16 protein-coding genes are annotated in these 17,531 nt (G+C 71.3%); 5 read left to right on the forward strand and 11 right to left on the reverse strand.

Going from position 1 to position 17,531, the window contains the following annotated elements; all coding sequences use genetic code 11:
- Window positions 1-1,227: 1,227 nt before the first annotated feature.
- The 5 genes from AB0I21_RS38920 to AB0I21_RS38940 all read right to left on the reverse strand — a co-directional run bounded on the left by AB0I21_RS38920 (window position 1,228) and on the right by AB0I21_RS38940 (window position 5,141).
- A complete protein-coding gene (locus AB0I21_RS38920) occupies window positions 1,228-1,479 on the reverse strand; it encodes a hypothetical protein (protein ID WP_360568705.1) in 252 nt (83 codons plus the stop codon).
- Window positions 1,480-1,511: 32 nt separating this feature from the next.
- Window positions 1,512-1,973, reverse strand: a complete 462-nt coding sequence (locus tag AB0I21_RS38925; RefSeq protein WP_360568706.1) for a hypothetical protein — start codon at window positions 1,971-1,973, stop codon at window positions 1,512-1,514.
- A gap of 86 nt (window positions 1,974-2,059) precedes the next feature.
- Complete coding sequence (locus tag AB0I21_RS38930; RefSeq protein ID WP_360568760.1) at window positions 2,060-2,575, reverse strand: YbaK/EbsC family protein; 516 nt, start codon at window positions 2,573-2,575, stop codon at window positions 2,060-2,062.
- On the reverse strand, window positions 2,575-4,281 hold the full coding sequence (locus AB0I21_RS38935; RefSeq protein ID WP_360568707.1) for a substrate-binding domain-containing protein: 1,707 nt from the start codon (window positions 4,279-4,281) through the stop codon (window positions 2,575-2,577). The genes AB0I21_RS38930 and AB0I21_RS38935 overlap by 1 nt, the downstream gene beginning before the upstream one ends.
- Before the next feature lie 98 nt (window positions 4,282-4,379).
- Window positions 4,380-5,141, reverse strand: a complete 762-nt coding sequence (locus AB0I21_RS38940) for an arginase family protein (RefSeq protein ID WP_360568708.1) — start codon at window positions 5,139-5,141, stop codon at window positions 4,380-4,382.
- Here AB0I21_RS38940 and AB0I21_RS38945 point away from each other — a divergent pair.
- A complete protein-coding gene (locus tag AB0I21_RS38945) occupies window positions 5,140-6,858 on the forward strand; it encodes a tetratricopeptide repeat protein (protein ID WP_360568709.1) in 1,719 nt (572 codons plus the stop codon). The two genes, AB0I21_RS38940 and AB0I21_RS38945, sit on opposite strands and share 2 nt — an antisense overlap.
- On the opposite strand, the gene AB0I21_RS38950 is transcribed toward AB0I21_RS38945, so the two are convergent.
- Entirely contained in the window at window positions 6,798-7,565 is a 768-nt protein-coding gene (locus AB0I21_RS38950) for a DUF4184 family protein (protein ID WP_360568710.1), read from the reverse strand. The two genes, AB0I21_RS38945 and AB0I21_RS38950, sit on opposite strands and share 61 nt — an antisense overlap.
- 224 nt (window positions 7,566-7,789) lie before the next feature.
- On the opposite strand from AB0I21_RS38950, the gene AB0I21_RS38955 reads away from it, so the two are divergent.
- The gene (locus AB0I21_RS38955) at window positions 7,790-9,082 is read left to right on the forward strand and encodes a VWA domain-containing protein (RefSeq protein ID WP_360568711.1); all 1,293 of its coding nucleotides are present in this window, start codon (window positions 7,790-7,792) and stop codon (window positions 9,080-9,082) included.
- Here the strand turns inward: AB0I21_RS38955 and AB0I21_RS38960 are convergent.
- Both AB0I21_RS38960 and AB0I21_RS38965 read right to left on the reverse strand, forming a co-directional pair.
- Entirely contained in the window at window positions 9,065-9,502 is a 438-nt protein-coding gene (locus tag AB0I21_RS38960; protein ID WP_360568712.1) for a SufE family protein, read from the reverse strand. The genes AB0I21_RS38955 and AB0I21_RS38960 overlap by 18 nt on opposite strands.
- A 17-nt stretch (window positions 9,503-9,519) precedes the next feature.
- Window positions 9,520-9,945, reverse strand: a complete 426-nt coding sequence (locus tag AB0I21_RS38965; RefSeq protein WP_344508461.1) for a CBS domain-containing protein — start codon at window positions 9,943-9,945, stop codon at window positions 9,520-9,522.
- 146 nt (window positions 9,946-10,091) lie between these two features.
- Here AB0I21_RS38965 and AB0I21_RS38970 point away from each other — a divergent pair, with 146 nt between their 5' ends.
- Entirely contained in the window at window positions 10,092-10,859 is a 768-nt protein-coding gene (locus tag AB0I21_RS38970) for an SGNH/GDSL hydrolase family protein (protein ID WP_360568713.1), read from the forward strand.
- A gap of 4 nt (window positions 10,860-10,863) precedes the next feature.
- Window positions 10,864-11,703, forward strand: a complete 840-nt coding sequence (locus AB0I21_RS38975) for a sulfurtransferase (protein ID WP_360568714.1) — start codon at window positions 10,864-10,866, stop codon at window positions 11,701-11,703.
- A gap of 95 nt (window positions 11,704-11,798) precedes the next feature.
- On the opposite strand, the gene AB0I21_RS38980 is transcribed toward AB0I21_RS38975, so the two are convergent.
- The 3 genes from AB0I21_RS38980 to AB0I21_RS38990 form a co-directional block, all read right to left on the reverse strand.
- On the reverse strand, window positions 11,799-12,749 hold the full coding sequence (locus AB0I21_RS38980; protein ID WP_360568715.1) for a hypothetical protein: 951 nt from the start codon (window positions 12,747-12,749) through the stop codon (window positions 11,799-11,801).
- Window positions 12,739-15,192, reverse strand: coding sequence for a glycosyltransferase (locus AB0I21_RS38985; protein WP_360568716.1), 2,454 nt, complete (start codon window positions 15,190-15,192; stop codon window positions 12,739-12,741). Before AB0I21_RS38985 ends, AB0I21_RS38980 begins: the two co-directional genes overlap by 11 nt.
- A 149-nt stretch (window positions 15,193-15,341) precedes the next feature.
- Complete coding sequence (locus AB0I21_RS38990) at window positions 15,342-16,286, reverse strand: ADP-ribosylglycohydrolase family protein (protein ID WP_360568717.1); 945 nt, start codon at window positions 16,284-16,286, stop codon at window positions 15,342-15,344.
- Here AB0I21_RS38990 and AB0I21_RS38995 point away from each other — a divergent pair.
- Complete coding sequence (locus tag AB0I21_RS38995; RefSeq protein ID WP_360568718.1) at window positions 16,285-17,508, forward strand: hypothetical protein; 1,224 nt, start codon at window positions 16,285-16,287, stop codon at window positions 17,506-17,508. The genes AB0I21_RS38990 and AB0I21_RS38995 overlap by 2 nt on opposite strands.
- Window positions 17,509-17,531 lie beyond the last annotated feature (23 nt).

Genomic DNA, 17,531 nt, shown 5'->3' on the forward strand with positions numbered 1-17,531 from the left:
GCCCGCTCGGCCGGGACGCCACGTCCAGGCCGAGCAGAGGCACGTGAAGTAGGACAGCTGAAGGTCCGCGTAGACGCCTCAAGATTTGGGCTGCCGCGACGTCCGCCGGGCGAAAGACCGTCGCTCCCGCGGCCGCTTCCTCCGCTTGTAGCTGAGCACCCTTGACCAACTTGGGCTCAGTGCGGGACTGACGGTCCGGCGACACCCTCCCCGGCGCCATCATTGTTGTGAAGGCCCGACCGGGTCAAGGTCGTACGTCCAGTAGGGCGCTCCACCTTGACCCGGTCGGGCCTTCACACAAGCCTGTCACCGGTGAGGGCGGCGCCTCTCTGAGCGCCCGCCTCAGAACCCGCTCACCGTGCGGCGCCGTCGTGTTCGGCCGGCGCCGCGTCCGCCGTGGGGCCGCGCCGCCGGCCACGCACCCTGATCGGTGGCCACGAGCGCCGCAGCCGGTAAGGATCCGGTAAGCCAGAGGATGTAAAACGCTGTTAGGCGTTGGCAGACGATGGCAAGCGTTGCGCAGGTCAGGGGCATGATCCGCCCGATTTAGGTGATCTCCAGACCGGCTTGCGGTCTAGGGGTTCGAGTCCCCTCGCTTCCACAGGCTTGGGCGCCCCCTGCTCGCGCGGCCCCTGCGGGGCCGGCTCACCGGGGCGCCTGTCATTCCCCGCGCAGCCCTTCGGGCCGCTCCCCAATGGGGGAGCTTCGCTCCACCCACGCCCCCTCAAGACCGTCGCCGGCCCTACTTGTGCGCCGCGGCCGCTCGCAGGGCGTCAGCGGGCCTGCGCCACAAGGCTTCCATCGCGCTCTCGTATGGTTATCCGGCTCGGCGGGCAAGCGGCGCCCGGTCCTGCGGGCCGGCGTCGAAAGCCCACTCGGCCGGGACGCCATGTCCAAGCCGAGCGGAGGCACATGAAGCAGGACAGCTGACGGTCCGCGTAGACGCCTCAAGATTTGGGCTGCCGCGACGTCCGTCGGGCGAAAGGCCGTCGCTCCTGCGGCCGCTTCCTCCGCATGTGGCTGAGCACCCATGACCGAGTCGGGCTCGATGCGGGACTGACGGTCCGGCGACACTGAGCGTTCGCCTCAGAACCCCGATCATCGTGCGGCGCCGTCGTAGCTGGCAGGGCGCGGCGTCCGTCGGGGTTCCGCGCGGCCAGCCACGAACGGTCCGCTGAACAAGACGGCGCACGCGGCAGCATCCACCCGCGTGCCGGCAAATGTTGATCAGAAGGTCGGAGCCCTGCCAGCGGCCAAGGCGCCGGTGTCGAGGTTGATGGCGAACGGAGTGTCCGAGATCAGAATCTCCCCGTCGCCCACGACCATGTGCTCGACGTAGTGCTCGCCTTCGAGCCGGAGCAGGTGCAGGTGCAGCACGACCGAAGACAGGGAGCCCTGCTCCACGAGCAGGTACCAGCCGATGCCCTCCAGGACCAGCAGACCGGCGGCAGAAGCACCCGGGTCGAGCGCCGGGTACACCAACGATCCGCGGGTTGGGAGTGCTCGGAGCCTCATCGGATCTCAGTAGGGGCGTTCTGCTCGGTGCTTTGCTGTGCGGTTCGCCGGCGGTCCAGCAGGAAGCCCGCGACGACGGCGATGAGCCCGGCGATCCACAGCGACGTGCTCGTGCCCGTCAGCTCCTCGTCGAAGGAGTCCCCGAACGACGTGATCAGGCCGTCCACGGCTCCGCTCCCGGCGAACATGACCAGGCCTCCGATCAGTACGGGATGCAGACCGGTCCGCCAGCCGATGGTGACGGCCAGCAGCATGGCAAGGCCGTTGATGACCATGGCGAGCAGACCCAGCTCGACCCACCACCCGATGAGCTCGTCCCGCTCATTGAGCACGGTGGACGCACCCACCGCGAGCACCCCGACGGTCAGTCCGGCCAGCCGCCACCCCAGGCCCACCTGAGCCAGGGACCACAAGATCGCCCCGATGAAGAACACGCCCCAGGCCACGTCGCTGATCACGGTCGCAGTCGATCACGCCCAGCATCTTTCGCGCTACAACCGTTCCCCTGAATGCCTGCTTTGGCCGGACGTTGCTTCGGCGGGGGTCAGCGGGCCAGGTCTGGGATGACCTCGGCGGTGGGGAGGGTGGCCAGGGCGGCGCCTGGGAGGACGATTTTGCTGCGGCGAAGGCCGCTGCCCACGATGACCCAGGGGACGTCGACGACGCGGGAGTCGATGAGGACGGGCCAGTCGGCGGGGAGGCCGATAGGGGTGATGCCGCCGTACTCCATGCCGGTCAGCGACACAGCGTCGTCCATGGGGGCGAAGCTGGCCTTGCGGACGTCGAGGCGTTTGCGGGCGGTGCCGTTCACGTCGGCGCGGGTGGTGGCCAGGATGACGCAGGCCGCATAGCGGACCGAGCCCTCGCGTTTGCCGGCGACGACGACGCAGTTGGCGGACTGTTCGAGGGAGACGTCGTACGCGGCGCAGAACTCGGCCGTGTCGGCCAGGGAAGGGTCGATCGGGGCGGCGAAGATGTCAGGGGAGTGCAGCGCCGCGAGGACCGGGGCGGCCAGCAGGTCCGGGGCCGAGGCGGCCGGGACCGTCTCCAGCTTGCCGATCAACGGCCGTCGTCCAGGGCGAGTGCCTTCATGAAGATGTCTCCGATCTTGGACGGGTCCTGGGCGATGAAGACCGCACCGCCCGTCGCGTCGACGATCTTCTGCATCTCGGCCTGGTTCACTTCGGAGCCGACGCCGATGATGATGATCTGCACCGGCTGGTCCTTGTTCTCCGCTTTTCGCAGAGAGCTGACGAGCGTGTCGAGGGACATGCCGGCGGGGTTGTTGTTGCGGCCGCCGGTGATGACCACGACCGAGTTGCCGCGGGTGGGGTCCCAGCCCTGCTGGACCGACTGGTACGCGGCGAACACGGTGTCGTAGAGGTTGCTGCCGCCCTTGGGGTTGGGCTTCAGGCTGCCCAGCGCGCCGCGGAGCTGGTCGCGCTGGGCGTTCAACGGGCCGATGGGCACCAGCTGCTGGTGGCCGGTGGAGAACGACCAGAGGCCGACCGCCCAGCTCTCGGGGAACATGTCCAGGCCTCCGAGCGAGGCCTGGACGGCGATCTGTTGCTTGGTGAGGCCGCCGGCGGACGGGACGGCCGTCTTCATCGCTGCGGAGGTGTCGAGGACCGCCAGCATGCGTGACGGTTGGGTGATCTCGATCCACATCTGCAGGGCCGCGTTGATGACCTTCGGCTCCGGCACGGGGGTGACGGTGCCGCCGGTCGAGGCGCTGGGGCCGAGGGTCATGTTGGCGCCGACGCTGCCGTCGTTGGCGCGCAGCTGGTGCGAGGAGAGCATGTTGCGGAAGTCCGCCCCGGACAGCACGACGCGGAACTGCTCCGCGGCGGCGGCCCGGTTGGGTGACAGGCGGGGCATCGCGGCATACGGGTAGTCCAGCGCGATCGGCGCCGGGTCCGGGTAGACGGCGATGAGCGGGACCGCCGGCCCGGTCGCGTTGTAAGCGTGCAGCGCCTGCTCCGACAGCGGCGCGAGCGTGACCGCGGTGGACAGGGTCCGCGGGTCGGCGTCGCGCGGGAACCGGGCTATGAGGCCCGACTGCTGCTCCGACTTCCCACTGGTCAGAGCCTTGATCGCGCCGACCGTCAGGGCGTCGCCCTCAGGGCCGAACTGATCTCGTACCGACGCCATCGCCACCATCGTGGAGATGCCGACGGCGTCGTGTTTGGGGTCGACGATGCCCGCGGTGATCCGGGTGTCGCCGACGATCTGCTGCAGCACCTGCTTCCAGGTGAGCTTGTTCTCCAGCCAGCCGAGTGACTTCGCCGTCGGCTCCGGCACCGCCAGCACTATCGGGCTGCGCGCCAGCGACGGTGCGGCCTGCGGCACCAGGTCCTCGCGGGCGGCGCGCATGCGCTGAAGCCAGATCGAGGAGTCCGGGATCCACACGTGCGGCACCACCGTCTTGCCGTCGGCCTGGCCGAGCGTGTTGATGGAGACGCCGTGCTCACCGGCGATCGCCGAGGCGACCTCCGATGCGCCCACGGCGGCCACATCGACCGAGACACACTCGTTGTCGACCCGCGGCTCGGTCTTGATCCACCGATTCGCGGCGTCCTTGATGGCCGGCGCGATCTCCGGGCTCGCCGCGACTGACAGCCGCACCGTGCCCGAGCACCCCGCCGACGACATCACTTGGTAGCCGCCGTAGACGGCACCGATGACGAGGAGGGGAAGGATCATGCCGGCGGCGAGTGCGACGAACCCGTTACTCCTCAGGTCCGCCGCTGCGTGCCGTCCTCTCACGGGTACCAATATTCCCTAGATACGAGGTAAATGGGTCCCGCGTTCGGCTATTCGTCCCACAAGTTCGCGCGACACGAGTACACTCCGCACTTCAATGATCACGTTGAGTCTGAAACTTGTTCGGATCCTTTCGGAAGCCTTTGCAGATCGTTTGGACGAACTCCCGCGCCTCGGCGCCGTTTCCGGGCCGCCAGGTGCACGCGAGGTCCACCGCGACCACCCTCCCCGTCGCGATGATCTCCTCCACCTTCGCGAGCACCGCCCCGAGCGACGGCCCGCCCGGCACGGGGAAGAGCAGACCGGGTAGCGGGTAGCTCCGCCCCGTCCACCACGTCGAGATCCACATGTACGACCAGCGGGCCGTCCGGAAGTTTCAGGTCCTGCAGCCGGAACCGGCGGATCCCCGACCCCCTCAGGTACTCCTCCTCGGCCGGATCGAGGTCCCGGGCGTCGACCAGCACGGCCCGCTCCTCGGCCAGCGCCCGGATCCCGAGCCGGTCGGCGATGAGCTCCGGCCGGTACCCCACCAGCACCCGCAACGGCATCCCGCCGATGTACCCCGAGGTGGTCGTCTCCAGCGTCTGCACATCCCCGTGCGCGTCGAACCACACGATCGCCGGGTCGACCCCGCGCCGCTGCAGGCCGGCGACGGTCCCCAACACGGTGGTGCAGTCCCCGGAGATCACCACGGGCGCCTCGGCGCCGCTCACCTCATCGGCGACCCGTTCGTACAGCACCGCCAGCCGCCCCCAGATGTCACCATCCTCGGGGAACTCGACGATGACGGTCACGTCCGCCGGCTCGTCGACCAGCCCGTCCAGCCGCTCGTCCAGGTGGTAGGGAACGTAGATCGTGGTCATGCCCTCAGTCTCCCCCGGCGTCGCCTGGGGACCACCGCCGGTGCGCGGCCGCCCGGCCCGGCTCACCGTCCTGTCCGGCCCGTCCGGCGTCGGCAAGACCCGGCTCGCCGACGCGTACGCCCACCAGTGCATCGCCGACGGCTGGCCGCTGGTCCTGCGGCTGTCCGCCACGGACGAGATCAGCCTGCTCGTCGGCCTCGACCAGGTCGCGGAGTCGCTCGGCGCCTGGGACGCCGGCTCCGACGTGTCGCGGACCGTCCCGGCGGCGCTCACCCTGCTCCGCGACCATCCCGGCCCGGTGCTCATGGTCTACGACGACGCGCCCGACATGGATCTGGTGCACCGGTGGCGGCCGTACTTCGGCGCGATCCACGTCGTCGTCACCACGCGGGCCGCGGTCCCCGGCGCCGTCGAGCTGGGCGGCCACCCGCCGGCCGACGTGCCGCCCGACCTCGCCGGGCTCGCCGCGCGGGTCGATCACCACCCCGAGGCGCTGGCGATCGCGGCGGCGACGTGCGGGCCGGGGCGGCGCTTCCCGGCCCCCGACGACCATCCCGGCACCGACGTGGTCCGTCTCGCGCACGAGTCGCTGTCTCCCGAGGCGTACTGGCTGCTGGAGTGCCTCGCCGTCCTGGCGCCGTGCGGCATCGACCCGCGGCTGCTCGGCGGGAAACAGCCCCTCGACGTGCCGCCCGCGCTCGCGACGGTCACCGCCGGCCGGGTCACGCTCACGAACTTCGTCCGGCACGCGATCGCCGCCCGCAGCCGCGAGCTGGGCCGGGCCGACACCGTGCTCACCCACGTCAGCGGCGCCCTGGCCCGCATGGTCAAGCGGATCGACGGATCGAGGGCCGCCGCGGCCGAGCTCGCGCTGCATCTGCAGGCGGCGTTCCTGCACGCCGACACCGCCACCGCCAAGACCCGCAAGCGGCTCGTCCACCTGCGCAGCAAGAGCACCGACCTGCTGCTGCGCAGCCACAACACCAGCGCCGTCGACACGCTGGGCCCGGCGATCCTGACCGACGCGACCTTCGTGCACGGCAATATCGCGCACAGCGACCTGGTCTTCGCCCACGCCACCCTCAAGCGGGCCCGCGACGCGCTGGGCCACCCGGCCGACACGCTGCGGGCGGCGCGGGACCAGGTCGCGGCGGCGACGCGGGTGCTCGGTCCGTGGCACTCCGAGACGCTGGACCGCCGCGTGACGCTGGGCATCGTGCTGCGGCGCCAGTACGCGTTCGAGGACGCCCTGGCCGTCCACGCCGCGCTCCTGGCCGACTGCCGGGCGGCCCTGGACGCCGATCATCCCGACACGCTGGAGGCCCAGTACCAGGTGGCCGTCGACCACCGGCTGCTCGGCCGGCTGGACGAGTCGGAGCCCCTGCTCGAGCACACGTACGCCGCCCGCCGCCGGCTCCTCGGCCCGCACCACGTCGCCACCTGCTACAGCGGTGAGTCGCTGGCCCTCGACTGGCTGGAGACCGGCCGCGTGGACGAAGGCATCCAGCTTCTCTCGCAGGTGCTGGCCGACCAGTTGGCGTCGGCGGCTCCTGTACCGGAGTGCATCGCCAACATCGAGCACAACCTCGCCGACGCCTACCGGCTCGTGGGCCGCCACGCGGAGGCGAAGGCCCTGTATCAGCGGTGCATCGCCGGCTACCCGCGCGGAGGGTTCGTGGAGCTCATGGCGCGGGGCGGGTTGGCCGCGCTGCGCTGAGCCCTGCGGGTGGAGACGACGGCCGCGGCGGTGAGCAGGGCGAGCATCAGGGACGTGATGAGCCGGACGATCACGATGTGCGGGCCGTGGTACCCGAGGTGCCACGTCACCAGGGCGCCGGCGGTGAACACGGCGGCGGTCGTCGGCCAGAACAGCTTCGGGGCGGGCCTGACCGGCGGTGGCGTGCCGTGCCAGTCGCGGAGGAGGCGGTGGCTTCCGGCGTACCAGATGAACAGCGGCGTCAGGAGCAGGGAGGCGTAGTCGCTGGTCTGCCGCACGGCGAACCACGAGGTCAGCGGGCCGGGGTGGGTGACGAGGTCCCACAGCAGGTGGCTGGCCACCCCGATCGCCGCCGAGCTCACCGTGATCCACCACCGGTGTCGGACCCGGCCGAGGACGCCGTAGTCGCGCGCCCAGCCGCCCTCGCGGCCCAGGTGCGCGGCGACGGCCGGGGCGCCCAGGCGGATGAGCCACGCGACGAGCAGCGCGACCGGCAGGCTGAACCACAGCGCGCCGAAGAGGTGGTCGGGCTCGTAGCCCCAGGCGTGCACGGCGTGCCGCGGCGCCGCGACGGGGAGCCGGTCGAAGAGGTAGGCGGTGTCGGGCGCCGCGGCGCCGGCCACCAGCGCGACGCCGTCGAACCACCTGGGCCGCCACAGCTTCAGCGGCAGGACGGCGAGCGGATGGGTCGGCAGCGTCGAAGGCAAAGTCTTTCCGCTCCTCGTGTCGAAAGGGTTCGTCGTCGTTCGACGCGTCATTAGAACCCAACCTGAAGGAGCACCGAGATGCGCAAGATCGTTGCCGGGCTACTCACGTACGGGCCGGCCTGAGCCCAAGCATCGGCCGTTTCGCAGGTCGCGGCGACGTTGCACGTGAAACATGAGCCGTTCGTGCGAGGACCCGGTGATCGCCGCGTGCGAGGTTGTCAGTCGTGACAACGCTTGGCAAGGGTGGGAACACGGCGGTGCAGGTCGGCACCGTCCGGGTGGTCGTCGGCTGGCAGCAGGGGGCGGGGGTGCCCGACGTCGACTGCACGGCGTTGCTGCTCGACCCTGCGGGCAAGGTGCGCGGCGACAACGACATGGTGTTCTACAACCAGCCGAAGCACCCGAGCGGCGCCGTCGTCCACGACGGCAAGCAGCAGGCAGGTGGCTGGGGGTACGACGCGGTGAGCGCCGACCTGCGGGCGGTGGAGCCGGGCGTCGACCGGATCGTGGTCGCCGCGTCGGCGGACGGCGGCTCGTTCGGGCAGGTCCCCGGGCTGCACGCCACGGTCTACGACACCGCCACCGGCGCCGAGATCGCCCGGTTCACCGATATGCGGGCCACGACGGAGACCGCGTTCGTCGTGGGTGAGCTGTACCGCCGGCAGGGTGCGTGGAAGTTCCGCGCGGTCGGGCAGGGGTGGGACACCGGGCTGGCCGGGCTGGCGACCGCCTTTGGCATCTCGATCTCCGGGGAGGCCGCGGCGCCCGCGGCGCCCGCGCCGGCTGTTCCGGAGCAGCGGCCGGGGGTGCGGTTCACCAAGGGCGAGGAGCGGCTGCCCGCCGCCGACCGGCAGCGGCTCAACCTGCGCAAACAGCAGGTGCTGGTGTCGCTGGCGAAGCGCGGTGCCGCCGGGATCCGGGCCAGGGTTATCGTGGTGCTCGACGCGTCGGGGTCGATGCATCGGCTGTACAAGAGCGGCATCGTCAGCCAAGCGGTCGAGCGCATGGCCGCGGTCGCCGCTCAGCTGGACGACGACGGGACCATGCAGGTGTGGGCGTTCGCCGACCTCGCCCGCCAGCTGCCGGATCTGACCATCGCCGAGATGCCGGGCTGGCTCGCCGCCCAGACGCCGAAACGGCCCTCGGGCGTCGGCGGCAGCAACAACGAGGCGAGCGTCATCGACCAGGTCCGGCGCTGGACCGCCGCGAACCCGGTGCCCGACCCGACCCTGGTGCTGTTCTTCTCCGACGGCGGTGTCCACCGCAACGTCGAGATCGAGCGCCAGCTGCGCGACGCCGCGAGCGAGCCGACGTTCTGGCAGTTCATCGGCCTGGGCAAGGGCAACTACGGCATTCTCGAGCGGTTCGACCGGATGGCGGGCCGGGTCGTGGACAACGTCGGGTTCTTCGCGGTCGACGATATCTCGAAGGTCAGCGACGCCGAGCTCTACGACCGCCTGCTCGGCGAGTTTCCGACCTGGATCCCGGAGGTGAGGAGGCTAGGCATCCTGCGCTGAGGCGGCCTCGCGGACCTGGCGCTGGAGGCGGGTCAGGACGGCGGTGCCGCCGCGGACGCGCAGCGGGCTGATCGCCGTGGCGAGACCCATCCGGTGGTACAGGTCGGAGGGGACGGCCAGGACCTCGGCGGCGGTGGCACCCTCGAGGCCTTCGCTCAGGATGCCCGCGAAGGCGCGGGTCGTCGGCGCCTCGGGCGGGCAGTCGAAGTGGAGCTCGACCTGATCCGTGGGTGTCACCACCGCCTTGAGGAAGAACGGCGTCTGGCACTCGGGCACCTGCTCCATGCCTTCGTGCCCGTCGAACGACGCCGGCAGCGGGCGCACCGCGTCAGCGAACTCGAGCAGCATCTCCAGCACCACGTCGCGGGGCGCGGAGGCGAACTCGTCGACGATGGCGGCCAGCTTGCCGGGCATGTCCATACCTCAAATCTAGCCGCTCAATTGTTGGGTGCGGCCTTGCTGATGCCGCCGAGGACCGAGTCGGGGTCGATCTCCTCGGCCAGGTCCCCGATCGAGACGATACCCACGAGGCCCTGCGCGTCGTCGCAGACGAGCACCCGCCGCACGGCCTGGTCGCGCATGAGCAGCGCCGCCGTGTGGATGGAGTCCTCGGGGCGGACCGTGACGAGGTCGCGGGTGACGATCTCGCCGATCGTCGTGGCGGCGGGGTCGCAGCGCTCCGCGACGGCGCGCACGACGATGTCGCGGTCGGTGACCACGCCGGTGAGACCGGGGCCGTCGGCCACCACGACGTCGCCGATGTCCTGCTCACGCATGGTGCGAGCCGCCTCGGCGAGGGTCGTCTCACTCGGGAGATACACAACATTGGTGGTCATCACGTCGCGGACGGTCTGCATCGTCATGGTCGCCCTCCCGGCTGTTGATGCCCGTTTGTTACCCGAACCCGGAAGGGCTGAACCAGGTGTGGCGTGCGGCAAAGTCGCTTCCAACCCCCCTGGTGCCCTGAAAAGATGCGATGCAGGCATGCAGACCATGGGGAGGTTGTGCAGTGGCGGGGTGGACGAGCTACGTCGCGGTCGGTGACAGTTTCACCGAAGGCATGGACGATCCGAGACCGGACGGCAAGGGCTACCGCGGCTGGGCGGATCTGGTGGCGGGCTGTCTCGCCCAGGACCTGCCGGACTTCCGCTACGCCAACCTCGCGGTGCGGGGCCGCCTCTTCGACAACATCGTCGCCGAGCAGGTGCCGCTCGCCACGGCGATGAAGCCGGACCTGATCAGCTTCGCCGGCGGCGGCAACGACGCGCTGCGGCGCGGGTTCGAGGTGGACATCCTGGTCGCGCGGTTCGACAAGACGATCGAGCGGCTGCGGGCCACCGGCGCCGACGTGGTCCTCTTCCGCTTCGCGGACCTGACCGGCAGGATGCCGGGCGGCAAGATGCTCCGCCCGCGGGTCGATGCGCTCAACACCGCGATCGACGGCATCGGCGCGAAGCACGGCGCCCACGTGGTGAACATGTGGGACGACGCCGAGTTCGGCAACCCGCGGCTGTGGGGGATCGACCGGCTGCACCTCTCGCCGGCCGGGCACCGCCGGGTCGCCGGCCACGTGCTGACGGCGCTCGGCGTCGACTGCGACGCATCGTGGCTGGCCGCACCACCACCGCCGGAGGATCTGTCGTGGATGTCGCGCAAGGCGGCCGACGCGCGCTGGGCGACGCAGCACCTGGCCCCGTGGGTCAAGCGGCGGCTGACCGGAAAGTCTTCCGGAGACATGGTGACCGCCAAACGGCCCGAGCTCGCGCCGCTAGATTGAACTCATGAAACTCGTCACCACCGACTGGCTGGCCGAGCGGCTCCACGACGACGGTCTCGTCGTCGTCGAGTCCGACGAGGATGTGCTGCTGTATGGCACCGGCCACATCCCAGGCGCCGTGAAGGTCGACTGGCACACCGAGCTCAACGACCAGGTCACCCGCGACTATCTCGACGCGGAAGGCTTCGCCGCGCTCTGCGAGGCCAAGGGCATCGGCCCCGACGACACCATCGTCTTCTACGGCGACAACTTCAACTGGTGGGCGACCTACGCGCTGTGGGTGTTCTCCCTCTTCGGCCACCGCGACCTGCTGATCCTCGACGGTGGACGGTCCAAGTGGATCGCCGAGGGGCGCCCGCTCACCAAGGACGCGCCGGATCGCCCGAAAACCACCTACCCGGTGCCCACCAGGGACGACACGAAGATCCGTGCGTTCCGCGAGGACGTCATGGCGCACATCGCCGCCGACCGCCCGCTGGTCGACGTCCGCTCACCCGGCGAATACACCGGCGAGCTGCTGCACATGCCCGACTACCCGCAGGAGGGCGCGCTTCGCGGCGGCCACATCCCCGGCGCGGTCAGCAAGCCGTGGAAGCAGGCGACCCAGGAGGACGGCACCTTCAAGCCCGTCGACGAGCTGCGCCAGATCTACGTCGGCGAGCTCGGCCTCTCCCCGGACGACGACGTCATCGCCTACTGCCGCATCGGCGAGCGCTCGTCCCACACGTGGTTCGTGCTGACGCATCTGCTCGGCTTCCAGCACGTACGCAACTACGACGGCTCCTGGACCGAGTGGGGCAACCTGGTCCGCGTCCCGGTCGTTAAAGGCAGCAGCCCGAAGTAGCGACAAACAGGACGGCGGCCCACTGCAGGGGGCCGCCGTCTTGTGTAGGCAGCCGAACGGCGGCCCGGTGTGGGGCCGCCGTTCGGTTGGCAGAGCTATTCGTTCTCGGCGGGTAGGCTGACCAGGTAGTCGACCACCTCGGAGAAGCGGGCGCTGGCCATGGCGACGCACAGGTCGGCGGCGCCGTAGTACAGGCGGAGCTCGTCGCGGGCCTCGTCGTGGACGAGGCCGGTGGGGAAGACGACGTTGGGCACGTCGCCGACCCGCTCGTACTCGGCCTCGGGGCCCAGGACCCAGCTCGGAGTCCGCCGGATGATTTTCGTGGGGTCATCCAGGTCGAGCATGACCAGGCCCACGCGGTACAGCGACGTCGCGACCATCTGCTTGACGCCGTGGTAGACGCAGAGCCAGCCGTGCGGGGTCTCGACCGGCGGCGGGCCCATGCCGATCCGGGTGGCGTCCCACCAGGGACCGGAGCGGGACTGCATGACCGGCTCGGGGGTCGTCCACGCCTGCAGGTCAGAGGACTTCGACAACCAGACGTCGGCCCGCGCGGACAGCACGGACACGGGCCGGTGGAACAGCACGTACTGGCCGTCGATCTTGCGGGGCAGCAGCGAGGCGTTCTTGTCCTCGGGCGGCATGACGATACCGAGCGGCTCGACCGACTCGAAGTCCTCGGTGCGGGCGAGCGCGACGCAGGGGCCGCTGGGTCCGTACGCGGTGTAGGCGATCACGTAGCCGCCGAGCCCGTCGACGTACGTGACCCGGGGATCCTCGACGCCCCAGCAGCTGTGCTGGTCGGTCGGGTCGTCGGCGATCAGCGGCTTGGCGTCCACGACCCAGTCGGTGCGGCCGTCCTTGCTGCGGGCGACGGTCAGGTGCGAGATGCCTCGCCGGTCCTCGATCCTGCACAGCAGGACCGTGTCCCCGTTGTGCAGGCAGGCGCCCGGGTTGAACACGCTGTTGATCGGATAGGGCCAATCCCCGGCCGTGAGCAGGGGATTGGTGGGTTCCCGGTGGAACAGCTCCGCGTCAAAGTGCATCAGGTTGGCCCTCCGTGGTGCGCAGGCGGGGCGGCTGGGCGGTCGCGCTGAAGCCGGCCGAGGCCCGTCCGACGGCCCGGGTGCCCGTCGGCGCCTTGTTCGGAGTCGGCCGTGACGGGCCGGTGACCGGCAATGACGTCGGGACCGGCGTCGTGGCGACGACAGGGTGGGGCAGAGCGGCCAAACCGGCCTTGAGCAGGCTGAGTAGCGCTTGGTAATAGGCTAGCGTGGACTCGGCACCCTGGTTCCCATTTGGCTCAGTAGCAGACAAACCATCGTGGCAGGCGCCCGTCGCGTCGATGTAGAGCCGCGCGCCGGCCCGGTTCCTGCCGAGGAACCAGGAGTAGCCCCAGCCCGCCAGCCGCGCCAGCGCCGGGTCCGCGGTGTACTGCCAGGCGTCGACCATCGCCTCGGTGATCGCGGCCGCGTCCAGCGGCTGCTCGTCGCCGTCGTCGGCCAGCCAGACCGACGGCGACTCTCCCCGCCGGTGCCACCGGTTGCCGACGCAGCGCAGGGTGCCGTCGGCGAGCCCGACGTGCTGGGCGTACCAGTCCAGCGCCGCCATCGCCCGCGCCGCGATCGCGTCGTCCTCCAGCAGCGCCGCGCCGAGCAGCATCGCCTGCGGCAGCCGGGCGTTGTCGTAGGTCAGCTCCGGCTCGAACCAGCGCCACGACGGGTCCACCGCCGACGTCGCGACCAGCGCCTCGTCGAGCCGGCGCAGCAGCGGCGCCGCCTGGTCGGTGCGGCCCGCCCGGGCCAGGCCGATCAGCGCGTACGCGGCGGTCCGCAGCCCGATGTCCGGCAGCTGGTGGGTGCGCGCGCCCAGCTCGTCGAGCAGCGCCGCCGCCGGCCGCCGGATGTCGTCGGGGACGGCCGGCGTGCCGACCAGGACACCGAGCGCCCAGACGGCCCGGCCGACGTGGTCGCCCTGGTGCGGCCAGTCCTGCCATGTGCCGTGGTAGCTCAGCATGTTGTGCATCGCGCCCGACGGGTCGTAGGCGGCGGTCAGGAAGCGGATCGACTGACGCAACCAGCGCGTCGCCTGGGCCGTCTGCTTCGTGTCGATGCCGATCGCGAGCAGGTCCGCCGCGACGATCGCGAGCCGGGCCACGTCGTCGACGCAGTAGCCGGACTCCAGCGAAGGGTTGGCGCCGTGCGAGAACTGGATGATGCCGATCTCGTCGGTGAGCCGGTCCAGGTGCGCGAGGTTGAGCAGCGGGGCGGCCGCGGTCGAGTGACCGGGGCGGGCCGTCGCGGCCTGCGTCTGGCGCAGCACGTCGGCGACCAGCTCCGCCTCCCGCGCGGCGACCGCCGGCCAGGGCAGCCACACGGCGCACGCCTCGGCCACCGACTTCGCGGCGGCGAGCGCGCGGCCGTCGGTGAGCAGGTCGATGATCTCCGCCGCGAGCGCCGCGTCGTCGCCGCACGGCACCACCCGTCCGGCGCCGCCGGCGAGCATGTCCTCCGCGTAGCTGTACGACGACGACACCGCGGGCAGGCCCGCGCCCAGCGCGAACGTGAGCGCACCCGAGCAGATCTGCTCCGGCGACCGGTACGGCGTCACGAACAGCGTGCTCGCGTGCAGGATCGCCGACAGCTCGTCCAGGCCCAGGAAGGCGTCGACGAAGTGCACGTGGCCGGCCAGGCCCAGCAGCTCCACGCGGGACCGCAGGCTGTCGCGGTAGGCCTCGCCGTCGCGCCGCTTGATCTCCGGATGCGTCGCGCCCGCCACGATGTACTGCGTGTCCGGGTGCTCCTTGACCACCGCGGCCAGCGCGTCGATCGCGATGTCGATGCCCTTGCCCTCACTGAGCAGGCCGAACGTGGTGAGGGTCGGCTTCCCGGCGACCGTGTCCAGCAGGTCGCGCAGCTCCGGCCGCAGCGTCGCGGGGTCCGGTGGCTGGCGCATCGCCTCGGGCGCGCCGTGCGGGACCACGACCAGCTGGTGGCCGGCGGCCACGCCGGTGCGGATCGCGACCCGGCGGGCGGTCTCGGTGAAGACCGTGACCCTCGCCGCCCGGGCGCAGAGCGCGCGCAGCGTCGCCGCCTGCCCGGACGAGGGGCGCGACAGCACCGTGTGCAGTGTCAGCAGGTAAGGAATGCCGCACGCGTTGAGCGCGCGGGTCAGTTCGAGCAGGTGAGAGCCGTCGGTGCCGCCGAAGATCCCGTACTCGTGCTGGATCAGCACGACCTGGACGCCGGCCTCCCGCATGGCGCGGGCGGCGGCGGAGTAGTCCTCGATGCGGTCCTGATTGATGGTGACGACGACCTCGTCACCGTAGCTGTGCCCGTCACGGTCGATGGCCACGACGACTGTTTCCAGATCGTCGCTGGCGACACCAAGTGCCTCCCGCAGGTCCGCGGTGTACGTCGCGAGCCCGCAACGGCGAGGCAGATAGGTCGACACGATACCGAGGCGATAGGTCGCGGCAGGGTGTGACATGAGCACATTGTTACCCCCGGGCCTGCCAAAAAACCTTGATACGCCCGGATGGGACTCTGGGGTGAATGTGCTGCTCAGTACATCTTCGTGGAAACCTGGTCCGGCGTGATCGTTCGGGTGAATTACCGTTCAATTATCACGTAGAGTATTCAGGCCCACATGGGTAGCGGTTCACGTGACTCGATCCATTCCGGCGGCACGCCGACCGTGTCACCGCGGGCGCCGACGCCCGTGTGCGCCGCGATGACGCCGCCGGCGATCGCGCACATCGAATCGGTGTCGCCGCCCACCCGTACACACGCCGCCAATGCCTCCGGATAGTCGTCGAGATACCGCGCGGCCACCCACAGCGCGAACGGCACGGTGTCCTGCGCCAATGCGTGTGCGCCGTTACCGACCTCCGCGGCGACCTCCCCGGGATCGGACGCCTCCGCCATGCGGGCGGCGCGGCCGATGCCGTCCCGGACGTCGGACGGCGGCAATGCGTTGAGCACCATGCGCAGCAGCGACTCGCGCGGCGTGTGCCGGGCCGCGAGCGCCGCCGCGAGGGCGACCGCGACGGCACCCGACACGCCTTCCGGATGCCGGTGGGTGACCTCCGCCGACAGCGCCGCCTGCCGCGCCGCGACGTCGGGGTCGCCGGAGAAGAACGCGCCCAGCGGCGCGACCCGCATCGCCGCCCCGTTGCCCGCGGAGCCGCGGCCGGCGAACAGGGCGCCGGCGGCGACCCGCCACGGGACACCCTCGTCGATGCTGGTCAGCAGCGACCGCGCGCCGCGGCCGTAGCCCCGGTCGCGGCTCCAGCGCTGCGCGAACGCGCCCGCCAACCAGTCCTGGTCGACCCGGCCGTCCCGGCGGAGTCCTTCCAGCAGCGTGCAGGCCATCTCGGTGTCGTCGGTCCAGCGCCACGGTGCCGGCGGCGGGGCGAATCCGGCACCGGCGGGCAGCGGCGGGTGCATCTCGAACGGCGCGGCGAGCGCGTCACCGACGGAGAGACCGGTCAGGCTGTCGAGCGCGGCGCGGAGATCCACCCGCCGAAAATAGTCGATGCGGGCCGGGAACGGCGCCGGCGGATCGCGGCTCGTGGTGGGCATGAAGCGTCGTGAACTGCTCGGCCTGGGCGGGGCCGTCCTGATGGCGTCCTGCGGATCCGGCTCGAAGCCGAAGAACATGGAGCCGGGGGAGCTGCTCGCCGTCTCCGTGGGGGACGGGATGACCGTCGTGGAGTCCGGCACCGGCCGCCGGGTGGTGACACCCGCGGCGACCCTCGCGACCGCCGACGGCAGGCGGCTCGTCAGCGCCGTCGCCGAGCCGGGCGCGTCGCGCGTCGTCACCCGCGACGCGCGCACCGGCGACGTCGTCGCGCAGACGACGGTGCGGGGCGCCGGACGGCTGGCCGCGGTCGCGCCCGACGCCGGGCTGGTCGCGCTCGTCGACGGCGATCCCGCGGGCCGGCTGGAGACGACGATCGTGGTTGCCGGGCCGGCGGGCGAGCGGCACCGGCTGAAGCTGCCGGGGTTCGTGCAGCCCGAGGCGTTCTCGTCCACCGGCACGAGCCTCTTCGTGCTGGACATGCTGCCCCCGGAGCATCCGGACAGCTACCGGGTGCGGGTCCTCGACCTCGCGGCGGGGCAGCTCACCGCGCTGAACCTGCCGAACGCGGAGGCGGGCGTGAAGGTCCTCGTGCCGGAGGGCGCGGAGGAGCAGATGCGCGGCGAAGGGCGGCAGGCGGTCTTCGACGCCCGGCGGCAGCGGCTCTTCACGCTGTACAGCCACCAGCCGGACCACGTGCACGTCCGCGACCTGCTGCACCCGGAGACGGGGGCGCGGGACGGCAGGCCGGACGTGCACGCGTTCGTGCACACGCTCAGCGTCGCCGACGGGTGGGCGGTCTGCGTCGACCTGCCGTCGTCGTTCGGCACGGGGCCGGTCGAGGGGCTGACGATCGCTCAGCGCGGCGAGGAGGTGTGGGTCGCCGACGCGGGCAAGGGCGTTCTTGCGGTCATTTCCGCCGATGTACTGGCCGTCACGCAGGAGATTCGGTTCACGCCGGTGGCGGGCCGGGCCCGGTTGGCGGTGTCCAGCTCGGCGGCGTACCTCGCGGCCGGGCGGCAGGTGCAGGTGTTCGACACCGGTTCGAAGTCGCCGCGGGCGACCTGGGCCCTGCCGGGCGACGCGCGGGGCGTCGCGGTGTCGGACACGGGGCTGTACGTGGGGCAGGCGGAGGCCGTACACCGGCTGCATCCGGAAACCGGAGCACCGGTGGCGACCGTCGCCGTGCCGGGGCTCACCGCCGTGGAGCACGTCCTGGGGTGAGAACGGGGCGGAGAATGTCGGTG

This window comes from Dactylosporangium sp. NPDC050588, from assembly GCF_040654975.1.
In the GTDB taxonomy this organism is placed as follows: domain Bacteria; phylum Actinomycetota; class Actinomycetes; order Mycobacteriales; family Micromonosporaceae; genus Dactylosporangium; species Dactylosporangium maewongense.